Source organism: Sphaerisporangium corydalis (assembly GCF_025506355.1).
Taxonomy (GTDB): Bacteria; Actinomycetota; Actinomycetes; order Streptosporangiales; family Streptosporangiaceae; genus Sphaerisporangium; species Sphaerisporangium corydalis.
On the sequence record NZ_JANZYP010000033.1, the window covers coordinates 1 to 17,952 of the forward strand.

Annotated in this window: 17 protein-coding genes; 13 read left to right on the forward strand and 4 right to left on the reverse strand. The window is 72.8% G+C overall.

Annotated features, from left to right (window positions below):
- Nucleotides 1-172 precede the first annotated feature (172 nt).
- The 3 genes from NYZ98_RS22150 to NYZ98_RS22160 all read left to right on the forward strand — a co-directional run bounded on the left by NYZ98_RS22150 (nt 173) and on the right by NYZ98_RS22160 (nt 3,016).
- The gene (locus NYZ98_RS22150) at nt 173-367 is read left to right on the forward strand and encodes a hypothetical protein (protein WP_262844772.1); all 195 of its coding nucleotides are present in this window, start codon (nt 173-175) and stop codon (nt 365-367) included.
- A gap of 602 nt (nt 368-969) precedes the next feature.
- Entirely contained in the window at nt 970-1,725 is a 756-nt protein-coding gene (gene modB, locus NYZ98_RS22155) for a molybdate ABC transporter permease subunit (RefSeq protein ID WP_262844851.1), read from the forward strand.
- Between the two features lie 94 nt (nt 1,726-1,819).
- Nucleotides 1,820-3,016 carry an ABC transporter ATP-binding protein gene (locus NYZ98_RS22160; protein ID WP_262844773.1) on the forward strand — a complete coding sequence of 399 codons (1,197 nt, stop codon included), beginning with the start codon at nt 1,820-1,822 and terminating at the stop codon, nt 3,014-3,016.
- Between the two features lie 3 nt (nt 3,017-3,019).
- Here NYZ98_RS22160 and NYZ98_RS22165 read toward each other — a convergent pair whose 3' ends face one another.
- The 3 genes from NYZ98_RS22165 to NYZ98_RS22175 form a co-directional block, all read right to left on the reverse strand.
- Nucleotides 3,020-4,186 carry a hypothetical protein gene (locus NYZ98_RS22165; protein WP_262844774.1) on the reverse strand — a complete coding sequence of 389 codons (1,167 nt, stop codon included), beginning with the start codon at nt 4,184-4,186 and terminating at the stop codon, nt 3,020-3,022.
- Between the two features lie 87 nt (nt 4,187-4,273).
- Nucleotides 4,274-5,338 carry a sulfite oxidase gene (locus tag NYZ98_RS22170; protein WP_262844775.1) on the reverse strand — a complete coding sequence of 355 codons (1,065 nt, stop codon included), beginning with the start codon at nt 5,336-5,338 and terminating at the stop codon, nt 4,274-4,276.
- Nucleotides 5,339-5,407: 69 nt separating this feature from the next.
- A complete protein-coding gene (locus tag NYZ98_RS22175) occupies nt 5,408-6,097 on the reverse strand; it encodes a GntR family transcriptional regulator (protein ID WP_262844776.1) in 690 nt (229 codons plus the stop codon).
- A gap of 187 nt (nt 6,098-6,284) precedes the next feature.
- Between NYZ98_RS22175 and NYZ98_RS22180 the strand changes: the two genes are divergently transcribed.
- From NYZ98_RS22180 to NYZ98_RS22200, 5 genes are all read left to right on the forward strand, one after another.
- Nucleotides 6,285-7,568: an MFS transporter gene (locus NYZ98_RS22180; RefSeq protein WP_262844777.1), complete on the forward strand. Its 1,284-nt coding sequence runs from the start codon at nt 6,285-6,287 to the stop codon at nt 7,566-7,568.
- Nucleotides 7,569-7,634: 66 nt separating this feature from the next.
- Nucleotides 7,635-8,420, forward strand: coding sequence for a LamB/YcsF family protein (locus NYZ98_RS22185; RefSeq protein WP_262844778.1), 786 nt, complete (start codon nt 7,635-7,637; stop codon nt 8,418-8,420).
- Nucleotides 8,417-9,037 (forward strand): 5-oxoprolinase subunit B family protein, encoded by a 621-nt coding sequence (locus NYZ98_RS22190; RefSeq protein ID WP_262844779.1) that lies wholly within the window; start codon nt 8,417-8,419, stop codon nt 9,035-9,037. The genes NYZ98_RS22185 and NYZ98_RS22190 overlap by 4 nt, the downstream gene beginning before the upstream one ends.
- 18 nt (nt 9,038-9,055) lie before the next feature.
- Entirely contained in the window at nt 9,056-9,934 is an 879-nt protein-coding gene (locus NYZ98_RS22195) for a 5-oxoprolinase subunit C family protein (protein WP_262844780.1), read from the forward strand.
- Between the two features lie 53 nt (nt 9,935-9,987).
- The gene (locus NYZ98_RS22200; RefSeq protein WP_262844852.1) at nt 9,988-10,770 is read left to right on the forward strand and encodes a putative hydro-lyase; all 783 of its coding nucleotides are present in this window, start codon (nt 9,988-9,990) and stop codon (nt 10,768-10,770) included.
- 29 nt (nt 10,771-10,799) lie between these two features.
- Here NYZ98_RS22200 and NYZ98_RS22205 read toward each other — a convergent pair whose 3' ends face one another.
- Nucleotides 10,800-11,615, reverse strand: coding sequence for an SGNH/GDSL hydrolase family protein (locus tag NYZ98_RS22205; protein WP_262844781.1), 816 nt, complete (start codon nt 11,613-11,615; stop codon nt 10,800-10,802).
- Nucleotides 11,616-11,778: 163 nt separating this feature from the next.
- On the opposite strand from NYZ98_RS22205, the gene NYZ98_RS22210 reads away from it, so the two are divergent.
- From NYZ98_RS22210 to NYZ98_RS22230, 5 genes are all read left to right on the forward strand, one after another.
- The gene (locus tag NYZ98_RS22210; protein WP_262844782.1) at nt 11,779-12,522 is read left to right on the forward strand and encodes a (2Fe-2S)-binding protein; all 744 of its coding nucleotides are present in this window, start codon (nt 11,779-11,781) and stop codon (nt 12,520-12,522) included.
- Nucleotides 12,519-13,304: a helical backbone metal receptor gene (locus NYZ98_RS22215; RefSeq protein WP_262844783.1), complete on the forward strand. Its 786-nt coding sequence runs from the start codon at nt 12,519-12,521 to the stop codon at nt 13,302-13,304. The genes NYZ98_RS22210 and NYZ98_RS22215 overlap by 4 nt, the downstream gene beginning before the upstream one ends.
- Complete coding sequence (locus NYZ98_RS22220) at nt 13,282-14,004, forward strand: MgtC/SapB family protein (RefSeq protein ID WP_262844784.1); 723 nt, start codon at nt 13,282-13,284, stop codon at nt 14,002-14,004. The genes NYZ98_RS22215 and NYZ98_RS22220 overlap by 23 nt, the downstream gene beginning before the upstream one ends.
- Before the next feature lie 177 nt (nt 14,005-14,181).
- Nucleotides 14,182-16,254 carry a catalase gene (locus tag NYZ98_RS22225; RefSeq protein WP_262844785.1) on the forward strand — a complete coding sequence of 691 codons (2,073 nt, stop codon included), beginning with the start codon at nt 14,182-14,184 and terminating at the stop codon, nt 16,252-16,254.
- Nucleotides 16,255-16,426: 172 nt separating this feature from the next.
- Entirely contained in the window at nt 16,427-17,947 is a 1,521-nt protein-coding gene (locus NYZ98_RS22230; protein ID WP_262844786.1) for an N-acetylmuramoyl-L-alanine amidase, read from the forward strand.
- The last annotated feature ends 5 nt before the right edge of the window (nt 17,948-17,952 follow it).

Sequence of the window (17,952 nt, forward strand, 5' to 3'; positions counted from 1 at the left end):
AGTGGGGTTTTGGAGGGGGTCGCGGGGGTGGGTGGAAATGGGGATCGGAGTGGGTTGGTGGGGGTGAGAAGAATCTCGATAACGAGCGGATAGCGGCCCCTAATACCTTCGTCATCAAGCAGGAGAACGGCAGGACGTGCGCCACCCGGCCACAGACGAGGGGTCATCCGAAATGCAGGATCACATCAAGTCGACCGTCGCCCGGATCATCGTCGTCACGACCATCACCGCCGGATCCGGCGCCGCTCTCAGTGCTGCGGCGATGGCCGACGCGGTCCCTGCCAAGCCTCTGACCGTGGTATCCGTGCTCACGTCGGGCCCGATCGTTCCCCCCGCATCCGTGCCGCACAACACTCCGTGGGGCTGATCCACCCCGCATACACCAAGAACCCCCCACGCGGCCGGAGCGACAGCGCCCGGCCGCGTGAGGCGTTCTACGGCCCGTTCTTTATTCGTCCGACAATCAGACCCGACTGAGCGAAAAGTTTTTCTGTCGCGCCACGGGCTGGGCGGTCGAAAAAGAACAACAGGTTACGACACGTCGAATTCCCCGACTGGAAACGCGCCTTTCCCGATGGATTCCGGATCCGGGTGATCGGCCCTCTGGTCCCGGGCGGGTCCGGCGGCACGACCGGCGGACGTACCTGGCGCCGCCGGACCGAGTGGGTGGTGCGGGGGCGAGTGGTGCCGGGGGTGTCTCGTGGGGTTTTCCGGTGGTGGAAGGCTCGGGTCGCAGATGCTGGCATCTGTGGAGAAACGGAGTGCGGTTGCCATGGTTTGCCGCGATGGCAGGGGGAATCTGCGGCGGTAGGGTGATTCCGTGACGACGTTCCGCATCGGCGAGGTGGCCACGCCTCTGGCTGGGACCGCCGGCAAGGTGGGTCGCGGGTGGGGTGGGCGGGTCGGTGGTCTGGGTTGGGTTTGGGTGTTTTTGAGCGCGTGAACTCCTCTCGTGCGCCCTGGGTGCTGATGGTGCCGGCCGTCGCCGGGCTGGTCTTCCTGGTCCTGCCGCTCGCGGGGCTGCTGGTCAGGGCGCCCTGGTCCACGCTGGCGGGGCGACTGGCCGAGCCGCAGGTGCTGGAGGCGTTGCGGCTGTCGCTGGTGACCGCCAGCCTGGCCACCCTGTTCTGCCTGCTGCTCGGCGTGCCGCTCGCCTGGATGCTCGCCCGTACGTCCTTCCCCGGGCGGCGGGTCGTGCGCGCGCTCGTCACGGTCCCGCTGGTGCTGCCCCCTGTGGTCGGCGGTGTCGCACTGCTGCTCGTGCTCGGCCGCCGGGGACTGGTCGGGCAGTGGCTGGAGAGCGCATTCGGCTTCTCGCTCCCGTTCACCACCGCCGGTGTCGTGCTCGCCGAGGCTTTCGTGGCGATGCCGTTCCTCGTCATCAGCGTCGAGGGCGCCCTGCGCGCCGCCGACCAGCGTTTCGAGGAGGCCGCGGCGACGCTGGGCGCCTCGCGGTGGACGGCGTTCCGCCGCGTGACGTTGCCGCTGGTCGCGCCCGGGATCACTGCGGGAGCCGTGCTCTGCTGGGCCCGCGCGCTGGGCGAGTTCGGGGCCACCATCACCTTCGCCGGGAACTTCCCCGGCCGGACCCAGACCATGCCGCTGGCGGTCTACCTGGCGCTGGAGACCGAGCCCGAGGCCGCGATCGTCCTCAGCCTGGTGCTGCTGGCCGTGTCCGTGATCGTCCTGGCCAGTCTCCGCGACCGGTGGGTGAGCGGCCCATGACCCCGCGCCGCGTCGACCTGAGGACTGGATCGTCGCGCACCCTCCGCGTGTCGGTGGCGAAGCGTGGTCTTCGGGTGGCGGGGGTGGGAGGGCGATGACGCTGCGGGCGCGGCTGGTGGTGGAGAGGGCGGGGTTCCGGCTGGACGTCGGGTTCGAGGTGGCGCCGGGTGAGGTCGTCGCCCTGCTCGGGCCGAACGGCGCCGGGAAGACCACCGCCCTGCGTGCCCTCGCCGGGCTGACCGCGCTCACGTCGGGGCACATCGACCTGGAGGGCCGGGCGCTGCACGAGATCCCGGCTGAGAGCCGCCCGATCGGCATGGTCTTCCAGGACTACCTGCTGTTCCCGCACCTGTCCGCCCTGGACAACGTGGCCTTCGGGCCGCGCTGCCACGGCGCCTCCAAGGTGGAGGCACGGCGCACGGCCTCGGCCTGGCTGGAGCGGGTCGGGCTGTCCGCCCACGCGGGCTCACGGCCCCGCCGGTTGTCCGGCGGGCAGGCGCAGCGCGTGGCGCTCGCCCGGGCGCTCGCCGTCGGTCCGCGCCTGCTGCTGCTCGACGAGCCGCTCGCGGCATTGGACGCGCACACCCGCCTGGACGTGCGCTCCGAGCTCCGCCGCCACCTCGCAGGCTTCGACGGGGCCACCGTCCTGGTCACCCACGACCCGCTGGACGCCATGGTGCTCGCCGACCGGCTGGTGGTCATCGAGAACGGTTCCATCGTGCAGGAGGGCACCTCCGTCGAGGTGGCCCGCCGCCCGCGCACCGACTACGTGGCCCGGCTGGTCGGCCTGAACCTGTACCGGGGGATCGCCACCGGGCGGACCGTCACCATCGAGGCCACCGCCGGCACGACCAATGACACGACGACCAATGACACGACGACCGCCGACATGACGTCCGCCGACACGATCCCCGGCGTCGGGACGTTGTCATCCGGCGGAGGCCCTGGTGCCGGGACGGCGGACGTCGAGGACGGGGGCGTAGAGGCCGGGGGTGGGGAGGGGGTCGTGTTCAGTGTGGTCGAGCGGTTCGACGGGCCGGTGTTCGTCGCGTTCCCTCCGTCGGCGGTCGCCCTGTACGGCACCCGGCCGAACGGGACGCCGCGCAACCTGTGGCGCGCGCGCATCGACGGCGTCGAGCGGCACGGCGACAACGTGCGGGTGCATCTCGACGGCCCGATCCCCGTGGCGGCCGACGTCACCCCGGCCGCCGTCGCCGAGCTCGACCTGGTGCCCGGCAAGCCCGTCTGGGTCTCGGTCAAGGCCACCGAGACCCACGCCTACCCGGCGTGACGCTCACCTGAGGGTTGAGGAGGTTACCTTGGGTTTGCCGGCGCCGAGGAAGAAGATGCCGGGGTAGCCGCGGGTTTCGAAGCCGGCGCTGGGGTTGTGGCGCAGTGTCGAGTGGTCGATGGTCAGTGTGCCGGTGCGGTCGTTGCTGACGAAGAAGATGGCCCCGCCGCCCTCCCTGGCCTGGTTGTTCTTGATGATCGACCCGGCGACGCGTACGGTGAAGCGGTTGCCGTCGGCGTAGATGGCGCCGCCGCTGCCGCCCCCGGCGGTGCCGCCGCGCGCCGGGTTGGCGCCCCGCCCGATGGCCTTGTTGTCGCTGATGACGCTGTTGAGCACCACCCACGACACGCCGATGCCGCTCAGCGCGCCGCCGTTGGAGCAGATGCCGCCGAGCCCCGGCGCACCGCCGAAGGTGCTGCGGACGACGTACACCGGCAGGTCGCGCGACTGGTCGAGGACCCGGAGGGCGGCCCCGCCGAGGTCGGGGCCCGACGGGTCGCAGCGGTTGCGGACGAACCGGGAGCCGATCACCTTGACCCGGCCGCCCCGGACGAAGACCGCGCCGCCGCCTCCTCCCTCGGCCCGCTGCCCGGTCGAGTTCCCGTCGGCGAACGTGAGGTTCTGGAGGGTGAGCTGGGGGGTGGCCTGGTCGTCGCAGTGCGACGTGGTCCACCCCTGCGCCTTGTCGCAGGTGTTCATGTACAGGATGCGCCGCTTGCCGCCGCCGCTTAGAGTCACTTTGCCGCCGCCGTCGATGACGACCCGCGCGCTGGCGTTGCGGATCTTGGCGGTGGCCTTCATCGCGATGGTCACCGGCCTCGGGCCGCAGGAGAAGGTGATCACGCCGCCCGCCGCGACCGCCGCGACGACCGCCTGGGACGTGCAGCTCGCCGGTGTCCCCTTCCCGACGACGCGCGTGGGACGGGAGGTGCCGGCCGGGCGCGCCTCGGCCGGGACGTACGCGCGTCCTGCCGGGTTGCCCGGGGCGGGCAGCGCCGCCGACGCGTCCGCCGTGGCGAGCGCGGACGCGGTGCTCACGGTCCGGGTCGCGGTGGCCGGCGATCCCGCCGCGCCCCACGCGAGGGTGGCCGGGGATCCCGCCGTGCCCCATGCGGGGGCGCCGGACAGTACCAGGGAAGTGACGGAGAGAGCGCAGAGCGTGATTCGCACGCGCCGATGCTACTGCGACACCACTCCCCACATGGTCGTTTTCATCCTGTTTCTCACGCTTACTTCGCGTCAGCGGGAGGGCCGCCGTCACGCCCCGCAGGTGACGGTGATCCGGTCCCAGGAGTTGTTGGCGTAGCCCTTCGGGTTCCACAGGTGGCAGGCGTGCTCGGGCTGGGCGGCGCCGGTGGTGTCCCACGCCCTGACGGTGATCGCGGACCTTCCCTCGGGCAGGTCGAGCGTGAGGCGCCAGTGCTGCCACGCCCAGGACCCGTCCGGCCGGTCGAGGCCGGCCTGCGCCCAGGTGCGGCCGTCGTCGAGGGAGACGTCCACGCGCGCCACCTCGCGGTCGTCGCCCGCGTAGGCGTAGCCGGTGACCTCCACCGGGCCGGCGTGGAGCCGCTCGCCGTCCCCCGGTCGCAGGATGGCGGAGTTGAGGGCGACCGGGCCGAGGGAGATGCCGTCGCCGGGCCCTGCCGTGCCGGGGTCGGCCTCGGGGGGCAGGACGCGGTAGGCGACGGCCTGGAAGTAGCCGGCGGAGGGCTCGCGCTGCGCGGTGACCCGCTCCAGCCACTTCACGCTGCGGGCCCCGATCCAGCCGGGCACGACGACGCGGAGCGGGGCGCCGTGGACCAGGGGCAACGGCCGGCCGTTCATGGCCCAGGCGAGCAGGACCTCACCGGAGGTGGCCTTGGCCGTGGGGACCGACCCGGCGTACGGCTCGCGCGGGCCGCCCTGCTCGTTGACGTCCGGCGCGGTGAAGGCGATGTGCGCCGCTCCTGGCCGCAGCCCGGCGTGGGCCAGGACGTCGGCGAGGCGCACGCCCGTCCAGCTCGCCGTGGAAGTGGCGCCGGGTCCCCACGGGTCCTCGCCGGGGATGTCCCGCACCCTGGTCAGGCCGGCGCGCCGGTTCCCCGCGCACTGCAGGGTGGCGACGACGGTCCGCTCGGGGAAGGTGGCGCGCAGCTCGTCCAGGGACAGGGTCAGCGGCCGGTCGAGCATGCCGTCCACGGTCAGCCGCCAGGTCGCGGGGTCCAGTTCGGGTACGGTGCCGTGGTTGCGGCCGTAGAAGGTGTCCAGGGGCGTGATGGGAAGCCCGGCCAGGGCCGCGGGTGGCGGCTCGGCGTTGTAGGGCCGTGAGTGATGCACGACCATGTCATCCCTTTTATCCCATATGCCCACACTACTCCGGTTACCCGTGGCCCGGTGTGGCGACACCTGTCGCTAGGAGTGGGCCTCGACGAGCTGCCGCTCGGCGTCGGCCAGATAGCTGTCGAGGAGGCGCTCGGCGCCGGCCGTGTCGCCCGCCTCGATGAGTTTGAGAATGTCGCGGTTGCGCCCCAGGTAGGGCTCGTGGAAGGCGCGGGGGTTCTTCATCGCCAGGAAGCTGAGGCGCAGTTCAGCGAGCACCTGGCGCATCATCTCGTCCAGCCGGGGGCTGCCGGCCAGCTCGACGATGGCCCGGTGGAAGTGCATGTTGGCGGTGCCCACGTCCTCCCACCGCTCCTCGGCCGCGGCGAGCTCCGCGATCCGCACCCCTTCGCGAAGGCCGGCGACGGCCTCCTCGGGGACGCCGCGCGGGTCGCGGATCGCGGCGCACTCGATGAGGCGCCGCAGGCGGTACAGGTCGACGACGTCGGCGGCCGTGAGCCTGCGCACGAACACGCCTCGGTTCAGCTCGTGGACCAGGAGGCGCTCGTGGGACAGCAGGCGGAAGGCCTCGCGCAGGGTGTTGCGCGACACGCCGAGGGCGGCGCCGATGGACTCCTCCGACAGCCGGGAGCCGGGCTCGAACATGCCTTCGGTGATGCGCTGGCGCAGGATGGCGGCCACGCGCTCGGCGGTGCTGGTGCGCCCGAGCAGGGCGCGGTCCTCCACGAGGCGCTCGGCCGCGTTCGGCGCACCTTCGGTCACGACCCGCTCCACCCTCCGCCGTTCCGGACCAGAACGAAATCTTAACACGAGGCTATTGTCAAATCGTTGAACGATTCTATAGTGAGATCGTTGGCTCCCAAGCGAGCCGAGAGACGAGCGGGGGAGCCGGCCGAAGGCCGGGCCCGGTGCCGTCTCCCACCGGCAGATGTGGCATCGAGGTGCGCGAATGACGACATCGTCCAAGCCCGACCCAGCCGTGGCCGTCTCCGAGGAACAGCACGCCCAGGGGCTCTTCGCCTGGTACACCACGCTCGGCCAGAAGGGCCGCCGGGCCTTCACCGGCGCCTTCCTCGGCTACAGCCTCGACTCCTACGACTTCTGGGTGCTCCCCCTCGGCCTCACCGCCATCGCGGCGGCCTTCGACCTCGGCACCGCGCAGACCGGCCTGCTCGCGACCGCGACGCTGGTGTGCTCGGCGCTCGGCGGCATCGCCGCCGGCGTGCTGGCCGACAGGATCGGCCGGGCGCGCACCCTCATGCTCACCGTCACCGTGTACGCGATCTTCACGGCCCTGTGCGGCCTCGCGCCCAACTACGAGACCCTGCTGGGCTTCCGCGCGCTCCAGGGGCTCGGCTTCGGCGGCGAATGGGCGGCCGGCGCGATCCTGGTCGCCGAGTACGCCCAGGCCCGGCACCGGGGGCGCGCGGTCGCGATGATCCAGAGCTCCTGGGCGCTCGGATGGGGCCTGGCGGTCGTGGTCTACACGCTGGTGTTCCAGCTCGTCGACCAGGACCTCGCCTGGCGGGTGCTGTTCTGGACCGGCGCCCTGCCCGCCCTCATGGTCATCTACGTGCGGCGCAACGTCACCGACGCGCCGGTCTTCGCCGGACGCGACCGCGAGGCCCCGCGCGTCCCCGTGGCCGCGATCTTCAGCGGGGGACTGCTCCGCACGACCCTCTTCGCCACACTGCTGGCCACCGGCGTCCAGGGCGGCTACTACACGCTGGCGACGTGGGTGCCGACCTACCTCAAGACCGACCGCGGCCTGTCGGTGATCGGCACGGGCGGCTACCTGACCTTCCTCATCACCGGCGCCTTCTGCGGCTACCTGACCGGCGGGTACTTCACCGACAAGATCGGGCGCAAGCCGACGTTCGCCATCTTCTCCGTGCTCAGTGGCGGGCTGATCCTGCTCTACACCCAGCTCCCGGCCGGCGCCAACGCGTACGTGATGTTCCTCGGGTTCCCGCTCGGGTTCTGCTCCTCCGCCATCTTCTCCGGCTTCGGGGCGTTCCTGTCCGAGCTCTACCCGAGCGCCATCCGGGGGACCGGCCAGGGCTTCACCTATAACGTGGGGCGCGGCATCGGCGCTTTCTTCCCCACGATCATCGGGTACCTGGCGACGACGTACAGCGTCGGCGGCGCGATGGCGTTCGGTGCCCTGGCGTACGGGCTCGCGGTCGTGGCGCTCTTCGGCCTGCCGGAGACCCGCGCCCGGCGGCTCTCCTGAGACATCGCACCGACGAAACCCAAGCATCGACGAAACCCATCGCACCGACCGATCCCGGAGCCCATCGTGTCTCGCCTGACGACAACCATCGACCTCAACTCCGACCTCGGAGAGGGGTTCGGCCGCTGGGAGCTCGGTGACGACGAGGCCCTGCTCTCGATCGTCACCAGCGCCAACGTCGCCTGCGGGTTCCACGCGGGAGATCCGACGATCATGCGCAGGGTGTGCGGGACGGCGGTCGCGCGCGGCGTGGCGATCGGCGCCCAGGTGGGCTACCGCGACCTCGCGGGCTTCGGGCGGCGCTTCATCGAGGTGCCGCCCGAAGCCCTCGCCGACGACATCGTCTACCAGATCGGCGCCCTGGACGCGTTCGCGCGCCTCGCGGGCAGCCGGGTGGGCTACGTCAAGCCGCACGGCGCCCTGTACAACGCCATCGTCCACCACGAGGCGCAGGCGGGCGCCGTCGTGGCGGCGGTCCGGGCGTACGACCCCGGGCTGCCGGTCCTCGGGCTGCCCGGGTCGCAGTGGCTGCGCCAGGCCGAGGCGGCCGGGCTGACCGCCGTCGCCGAATGCTTCGCCGACCGGGCGTACACCCCGCAGGGGACGCTCGTGCCGCGCGACCGTCCCGGCGCGGTGCTGCGCGATCCGCGCCTGGTGGCGGGGCGGTGCCTGCGCATGGCGCTGGGCGAGCCGATCGAGGCCGTCGACGGCTCGCCGCTGACCGTCAGGGCGGCCTCGATCTGCGTGCACGGCGACAGCCTTGGCGCGGTGGAGATGGCCCGGGGGGTACGCGCGGCGCTCGCCGCCGCCGGGATCGACCTGGCACCGTTCACCGGCAAGGCGGGCCGATGACGCCCCGGTTCCTGCGGTGCGGCGACGGCGCCGTCCTGGTGGAGGTGGACGGCACCGAGGCGGTGCTCGCCCTGTACGACGCGCTCGCCGCCGACCCGCCGCGCGGGGTCACCGACATCCTCCCGGCCGCCCGCACGCTGCTGCTCCGCTTCGGCCCGCCGGCCAGGCGGGAGACGGTGGAGTCCGCCGTCCTGCGGGCGCGGCCGGCCACCGGGCGCGGCCGGGACGCGGGCGAGGTGACCGTCCCCGTCGTCTACGACGGCGCCGACCTGGCCGGGGTGGCGGCGCTGACCGGGCTGTCCGAGCGCGAGGTGGTGGAGGCGCACACCGGCACGCCGTGGACGGTGGCGTTCTCCGGGTTCGCCCCCGGCTTCGGCTACCTCTCCGGCGGCGACGCCCGCCTGCGCGTGCCCCGCCGTACCGAGTCACGGGTGCGGGTGCCGGCCGGGTCGGTCGCGCTGGCGGCCGGGTTCAGCGCCGTGTACCCGCGCGAGTCGCCCGGCGGGTGGCGGCTCATCGGCCGCACCGCGCTCACGGTGTGGGACCTGACCGCCGACCCGCCCGCGCTGCTGCGCCCGGGCACCCGGGTCCGCTTCACGGAGGCACGGGATGCGTGACCCGCTGTGGGTGAGGGGGTGAGGTCGCTGGAGGTGCTGGCCACGGGGCCGATGACGACCGTGCAGGACCTCGGGCGTCCGGGCCGTGGCGACCTCGGCGTGGGACGCTCGGGCGCCGCCGACCGGGGCGCGTTGCGGCTGGGCAACCGGCTGCTGGCCAACCCCGAGGGCGCCGCGTCGCTGGAGGTCACCCTGGGCGGTCTGCGGGTGCGCGCCCAGGGTGACCTGCTCATCGCGCTCACCGGGGCCCTGTGCCCGGCCACGGTGACCGACGCCGCCGGGCGGGTGCGCGGCGTGGGTCACCAGTCGGTCGAACGGCTGCCCGACGGGGCCACGCTGCGGCTCGGCGTCCCGAGGCGCGGCCTGCGCACGTACGTGGCCGTCCGGGGCGGCCTGGACGTGCCCGAGGTGCTGGGGTCGCGGGCCACCGACACCATGGCCGGGCTCGGGCCCGAGCGCCCCGCGCCCGGGACGCTGCTGCCCGTGGGACCGCCGCCGCCGAGGTTCCCGGTCGCCGACCTCGCGCCGGTGTTCGGCATGTCGTCCGGGGATCCCGTGCTGGAGATCCTGCCCGGCCCGCGCGACGACTGGTTCAGCGCGGACGCGCTGGCGTCGCTGTGCTCGGCGCCGTACGAGGTGACCACCGACAGCGACCGGGTGGGCATGCGGCTGCGCGGGCCGCGCCTCACGCGGGTGCGGGAGGAGGAGCTGCCGCCCGAGGGGATGGTGCCCGGCGCGCTGCAGGTGCCGCCGTCCGGGCAGCCGACGCTCTTCCTGGCCGACCATCCGGTGACGGGCGGGTACCCGGTGATCGCGGTAGTGCGTTCGAGGGACGTCGACCGCGCCGCCCAGACCCGCCCCGGTCAGCGCGTCCGCTTCCGGCTGGGCCGAACGTGAACAGGACGGACACCGCGAAACGCGGAGAACAGGAGTGCGGGATGACCGGCACAATGACCGATCCGGCGCGGCTGGCGCCCCGGGAGGCCCGGGCGCTGTTCCGCGGCGGGCTCGTGACGCCCACCGCCGGATGGGCGTCCGGCTGGACCCAGGCCAACCTGATCGCGCTGCCGAAGGACCGCGCGTACGACTTCCTGCTGTTCGCGCAGCGCAACCCGCGCCCGTGCCCCGTGCTGGACGTGACCGAGCCGGGCGCGCACGCCACGCCCATCTTCGACGGTGACCTGCGCACCGACCTGCCCGCCTACCGCGTCTACGTGGACGGCGAGCAGGTGGCCGAGGTCACCGACGTCCTTTCGTACTGGCGCGCGGACCTCGTCTGCTTCCTCATCGGGTGCAGTTTCACCTTCGAGGCGGCGCTGCTGGAGGCGGGCGTCCCGGTGCGGCACCTGGAGGCGGGGACGAACGTGCCGATGTACCTCACCAACCGGCAGTGCCGCCCGGCGGGCGACATGTCGGGACCCGAGGTGGTCAGCATGCGTCCGGTGCCCGCCGGGCTGGTGGCGACGGCGGTGCGCATCACCTCCCGATACCCCGCCGTGCACGGCGCCCCCGTCCACGTCGGGGACCCGCGCGTGCTGGGCATCGCCGACCTCGACCGGCCCGACTTCGGCGAGCCGGTCGAGGTGCGGGAGGGGGAGCTGCCGGTCTTCTGGGGATGCGGCGTGACACCGCAGGCGGCCGTGATGCGGTCACGGCCGCCGTTCGCGATCGGTCACGCGCCCGGCCACATGGCCGTCACCGACGCCCGCGACAGCGCGTACCAGGTGCCCTGAGCGGCCCCTACCAGCCGTAACCGGCCGCCCTACCAGCCGTAGCCGGCCGCGTAGGTCACGTCGGCGAGCCGGCGCTGGCCGGTGGCGTTGGGGTGGAAGTAGTCCCAGGTGCTGATCTCGGAGAGGGCGAACGGGTAGCCGAAGACGGCGCCACCGTCGTACCGGCACGCGGCCTGCTCCCCGCACACCCTGGCCAGCACCGCGTTGAAGTCGGCGACGCGCTGGCGTACCCGGTCGCGCCGCTCGGCGTCGGCCGCGTCGGTGGAGCGGGGCCGGGCGAGCATGGACTGGCAGATGCTCAGCGCCGACCACGCCGTGCGCGCCGATGAGCTGTCCTTGCCGACCTCCCACAACCGCTTGATGTCGGGAACGCTCGCGACGAAGATCAGCGCGTTGGGGAGCCCCGTGGTGAGCGTCTGAAGTGCCGTGCGGAACCGGGACTCGAAGTCGGCGGCCGAGGTCATGGCCGCCTCCGATGACGTGCACGCGTCGTTGGCCCCGATCAGGATCGTCACGTAGCCGGCGCCCTGGGAGACGGCGCTCGCGGCCTGCCCCGCCATGTCCGCGACCTTGGCACCGGACTTGGCGTCGTTGAAGGCGGTCACGGACGGGTTCAGCGCCTGGATCCGCCGGTAGTGGCTGTTCACGCTGCTGTACGACCCGGTGGACCACGAGCGTGAGGTGCAGTCGACGTAGAAGCCGCAGGCGTTGAAGCCGCGGGTGATGGAGTCGCCCATGGAGGCGATGGAGGCGGGGACCGGCGGGGCGTACGCCCAGGCCGTCGAGGGGACGAAGACGACTGCGAGTGCTGCGAGGAGGACGAGGATACGGCGGCGGACGTCCAAGCTGGGCTCCTGGGTGTGCTCCCCCGATCGGCTCTGACGATCAGAATGTCAGCCAGCTTGACCTGATTTACAAGCTCACATTACAAGTTACTGACTTGTTGGTAACATACGGCCGGTGTCCCGCCCGCGTCGTCCGTTCCGCGCGCCGCCGTACGCTGGGACCGTGGATCGGGACCGAGTGGCGGACGCCCTGGCCGACGTGTCGGCGATGGGGCCGTACTTCGCCGTCTCCACCGACCCCGCCCACGACGGCGACCCGCTCTGGCGGCCGCTCGCCGACCTGTCCGCCGACACCGGTGCCCTGAGCGCGAGGATCACCGACTTCGAGCGGCGCCTCGGCACCGGCGAGAGCCGGGTCGCCGCGTCGATCCTGTTCCAGGGACTCGCGGCGCGGCTGTGGTCGCCGATCGCCGCCGCCGTCACCGCCCACGGCCTGATCCCCGTCTCGGTCACCGAACACCTGCGTTGGCGCCCGGTCGCCACGGGGCCCCTCCCGCTGTGGACGGCCACGGCGGCGTGGGAGCCGGTGTCCGGTGACGCCGCCGCGCAGGTCTACCGGACCGTCGTGGACGACCTGCTCACACCGCTGGCGCGGGCCGTCCAGGACATCACCAAGATCGCCCCCGCCCTGCTGTGGGGCAACGCCGCGTCCGCGCTGGCCGGCGTCCTTCGCACCCTCCCGGTCGCGCGGCCCGACCTCGGGCCGCGCGCCGCGCGGCTGGTCGGCGAGGTGCTCAGGCTCGGAGTGCTCGCGGGAACGGGGGAGCCGGCGGAGCCCGCGCCCGGGAACCACTACTTCGTCCGGGTGAGCTGCTGCCTGTACTACCGCGTCCCCGGCGGGGGGATGTGCGATGACTGCGCCCTGCTCGCCCCCGAGACCCGCCACGCCCGGTGGGCACGGGCGTGACCGCGCTCAGGGACGACCTCGGGCTCGATGTCCACCTGCCGGGCGAGGTGCGGCGGGTGGTGTCGCTGGTGCCCTCGCTGACCGAGTCGGTGGCGGCCACGGCGCCCGGCCTGCTGGCCGGGGCGACCGACTGGTGCTCCCACCCGGCCGGGCTCGACGTGACCCGGATCCGCGGCACCAAGAACCCCGACGTGGCCGCCATCATGGCCCTCGCCCCCGACCTGGTCCTGGCCAACGAGGAGGAGAACCGCGTCGCCGACCTGGACGCGCTGCGCGCGGCCGGCGTGCCTGTGTGGGTCACCGTCGTGCGCACGCTCGACGAGGCCCTCGTCTCGCTCCGGCGGATGCTGGTGGACGCGATGGGCCTTCCCGAGCCCGGATGGCTGGCCGCCGCCGAGAGGGCGTGGCACCCCGGCCTCGCGCGGGGCGAGCGCCGCGCGGTGATCCCGATCTGGCGCAAGCCGTGGATGGTGGTGGGCCGGGACACCTTCGCGGGCGACCTGCTGCTGCGCCTGGGCGTGCGCAACGTGTACGCGGGACACGCCGAGCGGTACCCGCGCATCCCGCTGCCCGATTTGCTGGCGGCCCGTCCCGACCTCGTCGTGCTGCCGGACGAGCCCTACCGGTTCACCGCCGACGACGGTCCCGGCTTCTTCCCCGGCGTCCCGGCCGCGCTTGTCAGCGGGCGCCATCTCACCTGGTACGGCCCGTCGCTCGCCGAAGCGCCCCAGGTGCTCGCCGAGGCTCTAACCTGGGACGATGGCGCTGGCGTACGCGATTGACCTCGCCGGGCAGGGCTGGCTGCAGCTCGGCGAGCTGTTGCTCGCCTTCGTGCTCTCGGCGGCGATCGGCCTGGAGCGGGAGATCCGGCAGAAGAGCGCCGGCCTGCGCACCCACACCCTGGTCGGCCTCGGCGCCGCGCTCATCATGCTGGTGTCGAAGTACGGGTTCGGCGACGTCCTCGGCGCGCACGTCACCCTCGACCCCTCCCGGGTGGCGGCCCAGATCGTGTCGGGCATCGGGTTCCTCGGCGCCGGCCTGATCGTCATCCGGCGGGACGCGGTGCGCGGGCTGACCACCGCCGCGACGATCTGGCTCACCGCGGGGGTGGGCATGGCGGCGGGGGCGGGGCTGTGGCTGCTGGCGGTCGTCGTGACCGGGGGGCACTTCGCGGCCGTGTGCGTGCTCACCCCGCTGGCCACCCGCCTGCCGCACTCCAAGTACGCGCCCTCGCGGGTCCACCTGACCTACCTCGACGGCCGGGGCGTGCTGCGGCGGGTGCTGGCGGAGTTCACCCGCCGGGGGTTCAGCGTGACCGAGCTGTCGGTCGACCAGCGGCTGCGCCACCAGGACCAGGCGGCCGTCTCCCTGTGGATCACCGTGCACGGCGGCGGCTCGCTCTCGGAGCTGACCGCCACGCTCGCGGAGGTCGAGGGCGTGCTCGCCGTGGCGACACAGGACACCGACGCGGTGATGCCCTGACCGGCATTCCCCATCATCCCTGGTCATAAGGGGTTCCGCCGCCGGTCACGCGGGGGAACCCTGAATCGATCATCGGTTTTCCCGCATCGGAGCCAGGGCACGTAGCGGCCGTGACGCGCGCCCCCATCACGGGCGCCGCCGGCGCGGCATGGGCCACGCGCGATCGGGGGTACGAGGATGGGCGGCGACGACCGTTCGGAGAAGGACCGGCAGCTCGACGGCTACCGTGTGGACGAGCGGGACTCGTTCCTCACGACGGACCAGGGCATTCCCGTCGCCGACACCGACAACTCCCTGAAGGCGGGCGAACGCGGCCCGACGCTGCTGGAGGACTTCCACTTCCGCGAGAAGATCACCCATTTCGACCACGAGCGCATCCCCGAACGGGTCGTGCACGCCAGGGGCGCCGGGGCGTACGGCTACTTCGAGCCCTACGACGGCTCGCTGGCCGCGCTGACCCGGGCCGAGTTCCTGCGGACGCCGGGGCTGCGGACGCCGGTGTTCGTGCGCTTCTCCACGGTCGCCGGTTCGCGCGGGTCGGCCGACACCGTGCGGGACGTGCGGGGGTTCGCCGTCAAGTTCTACACGCGGCAGGGCAACTTCGACCTGGTCGGCAACAACATGCCGGTCTTCTTCATCCAGGACTCGATCAAGTTCCCCGACTTCGTGCACGCGGTGAAGCCCGAGCCGCACAACGAGATGCCGCAGGCGTCGTCCGCGCATGACACGCTCTGGGACTTCGTCCAGCTCCAGCCGGAGACCACGCACATGATGATGTGGGTGATGTCCGACCGGGCGATCCCCCGGAGCCTCCGCATGATGCAGGGCTTCGGCGTGCACACCTTCCGGCTGGTCGCCGAGGACGGCCGGGCGACCTTCGTGAAGTTCCACTGGAAGCCGGCGCTCGGCACGCACTCCCTGGTCTGGGACGAGGCGCAGAAGATCGCCGGCAAGGACCCCGACTTCAACCGCCGCGACCTGTGGGAGGCCATCGAACGCGGCGCCCACCCCGAATGGGAGCTGGGACTCCAGCTCGTCCCGGAGGAGGACGAGCACTCCTTCGACTTCGACCTCCTCGACTCGACGAAGATCATCCCCGAGGAGCAGGTGCCGGTGCGCCCGGTCGGGCGGCTGGTGCTCGACCGCAACCCCGACAACTTCTTCGCCGAGACCGAGCAGGTCGCCTTCCACCTCGCCAACATCGTCCCTGGCATCGACTTCTCCGACGACCCCCTGCTCCAGGGCCGCCTGTTCTCCTACCTCGACACGCAGCTCATCAGGCTCGGCGGCCCGAACTTCCCGCAGATCCCGGTCAACCGGCCGATCGCCGAGGTGCGCAACCACCAGCGCGACGGCTACCACCAGACGCGCGTCAACCAGGGCCGGGCCGCGTACCACCCCAACTCGGTCGGCGGCGGCGCGCCGGTGCCCTCACCGGAGGACGGGTTCACGCACCACCGGGAGCGGATCGACGGGTACAAGATCCGCATGCGCAGCGAGAGCTTCGCCGACCACTACAGCCAGGCCACCCTGTTCTGGAACAGCATGACCGGCTGGGAGCGGGACCACATCGTCGCGGCCTTCCGCTTCGAGCTCGGCAAGGTCGAGGTGCGCGGGATCCAGGAGGGCGTCGTCCGCAACCTCAACGAGGTGGACCACGACCTGGCCGTGCGGGTCGCCGAGGGCATCGGGGTGGACGCCCCCGGCCTGCCCGCCACCCCGAACCACGGCCGCTCCTCTCCCGCGCTGAGCATGAGCGACGAGCCGGCGGACGGCATCGCCACCCGCAAGATCGCGTTCCTGGTCGGCGACGGCGTCGACGCCGAGCAGGTCCGCGGCCTCATGGACGACCTCACGGCCAGAGGCGCCTTTTGCGAGGTCCTCGCCGCGCGCGGCGGCGCCGTGCAGGGGGCGGCCGGCGACCGGCTCACGGTGACCCGGCCGCTGCCCACCACGGCCTCGGTGATGTACGACGCCGTGGTGGTGGCGGGCGGGGACGAGAGCGTGCGGGCGCTGATCGAGGACGGCGACGCGCTGCATTTCGTGTCGGAGGCCTACAAGCACGGCAAGGCGGTCGGCGCCCTCGGCACGGGGGTCGAGATCCTGGAGCCGGCCCACGTCTCCACCGCCCCCGGGCAGGGCGTTTTCACCTCGTCGGGGGCGGACCTCGGCGCGTTCCTGCCGCCCTTCGTGGCGGCCATCGCCGCCCACCGCTTCCCGCACCGCCCCGTACGGCCCGTCCCGGCCTGACCCCGAGCCCCCGTGGGGCCTCCGCGCGATCCCGCACCGCCCTGTCCGGCATGTACCGGCATCGGGGGCCGGGAGCGCTTTGTACGCGCCTTGGAGCTTTCTTGTACGCCTTCTCCGGACCCTGTCAGGCACGGCACTCCCGTCATCGGGAGGCCTGTCCTGAGGAGGAAACATGATGGCTCCCCGGCCACGCAGGTCCCACCGCCTGGCGGTGGCGCTGGCCTGCGTGCTCGCGATCCCGCTCTGCCTCACCGGCGGCCCGGCCGCCGCGGCTGTCACAGGCGGTACGGCCCTCGCGGCCCTCACCGGCGGTACGGCCCCTGCGGCCCTCAGCGGCGGTCCGGCCGCCGTGGCCCCGGCCGCGACCCTCACGGGCGCGTTCGCCGAGGCCGCGGCGGTGTACCAGGTGCCACGCGACCTGCTCGTCGCGCTCGCGTACGCCGAGACCCACCTCGACGGGCACGAGGGCAGGCCGAGCGCGAGCGGCGGCTACGGCGTGATGCACCTGGTCACCAATCCGTCCGCCCACACCCTGGAGCGGGCCGCCGAGCTCACCGGCAGGCCCGTGGCGGCGCTGAGGTCCGACACCGCGGCCAACATCGCGGGCGGCGCGGCCGTGCTGCGGGCCGAGGCCGACGCGCTCGGCCTGAGCGCGTCCGGCCGCGAGGACGTGGCCCGCTGGTACACCGCCGTGGCGAGGTACGGCGGCGCCGCCGACCCGGGCTCGGCGCGGCTCTACGCCGACACCGTGTACGACCTGCTGGCCCACGGCGTGCGCGCGGTCGCCGGCGGCGAGACCGTGACCGTCGCGCCCCGGGCCGTGGTGCCCGACCGGGGCGAGTACGCGAACGCGCCCGACCTGGACGCGCCGCGCCTGGCGGCGGCGGCCGACTACCCGAGCGCGCACTGGGTGGCGGCCAGCTCCAGCAACTACCGGGTGGCGAGCAGGGACGCCGCCACGATCGACCGCATCGTCATCCACGTCATGCAGGGGTCGTACGCGGGCACGATCTCCTGGTTCCAGAACCCCGTCGCCAAGGTTTCGGCGCACTACCTGGTGCGGTCCTCCGACGGCGACATCACCCAGATGGTCCATGACAAGGACGTCGCCTACCACGCCACCACCTACAACAACCGGGCCATCGGGATCGAGCACGAGGGGTTCGTCAGCGACGCCTCCTGGTTCACCGACGCGATGTACCGCTCCTCGGCCGCGCTGACCCGCTACCTCGCCGACAAGTACGGCATCCCGAAGGACCGGACGCACATCGTCGGGCACGTCGAGGTGCCGGGCTCCGACCACACCGACCCGGGGCCGAACTGGAACTGGACCACGTACATGCGACTGGTGACGGGCGAGACCGGCGGCAACCCGTACACGCCCGAGCAGGTCTGCGGCGCGGGCTTCGGCGTCATCGACTCCGCCGCCCTGGGCACCGCCGGGACGGTCTTCCTGCTGTACGACGCCGGCTCGGGCCGCAACTGCGTGGCCACGATCAAGAGCACCTCGCTGGGCACGGCCACCGCCACCTCGGCGTACCTGGAGGTGCAGGGGTCGGCGCGGGTCACCGACTCGGGGAGCTTCGCGTACTACGCGGGACCCGTGCGAGCCGCCGCAGCGGACAAATGCGTCAAGTGGGGCGGGACGGCCGGTTCGTCGGCGTACAACAGCCCGTTCGAGCACTGCGGCTGAGGGTG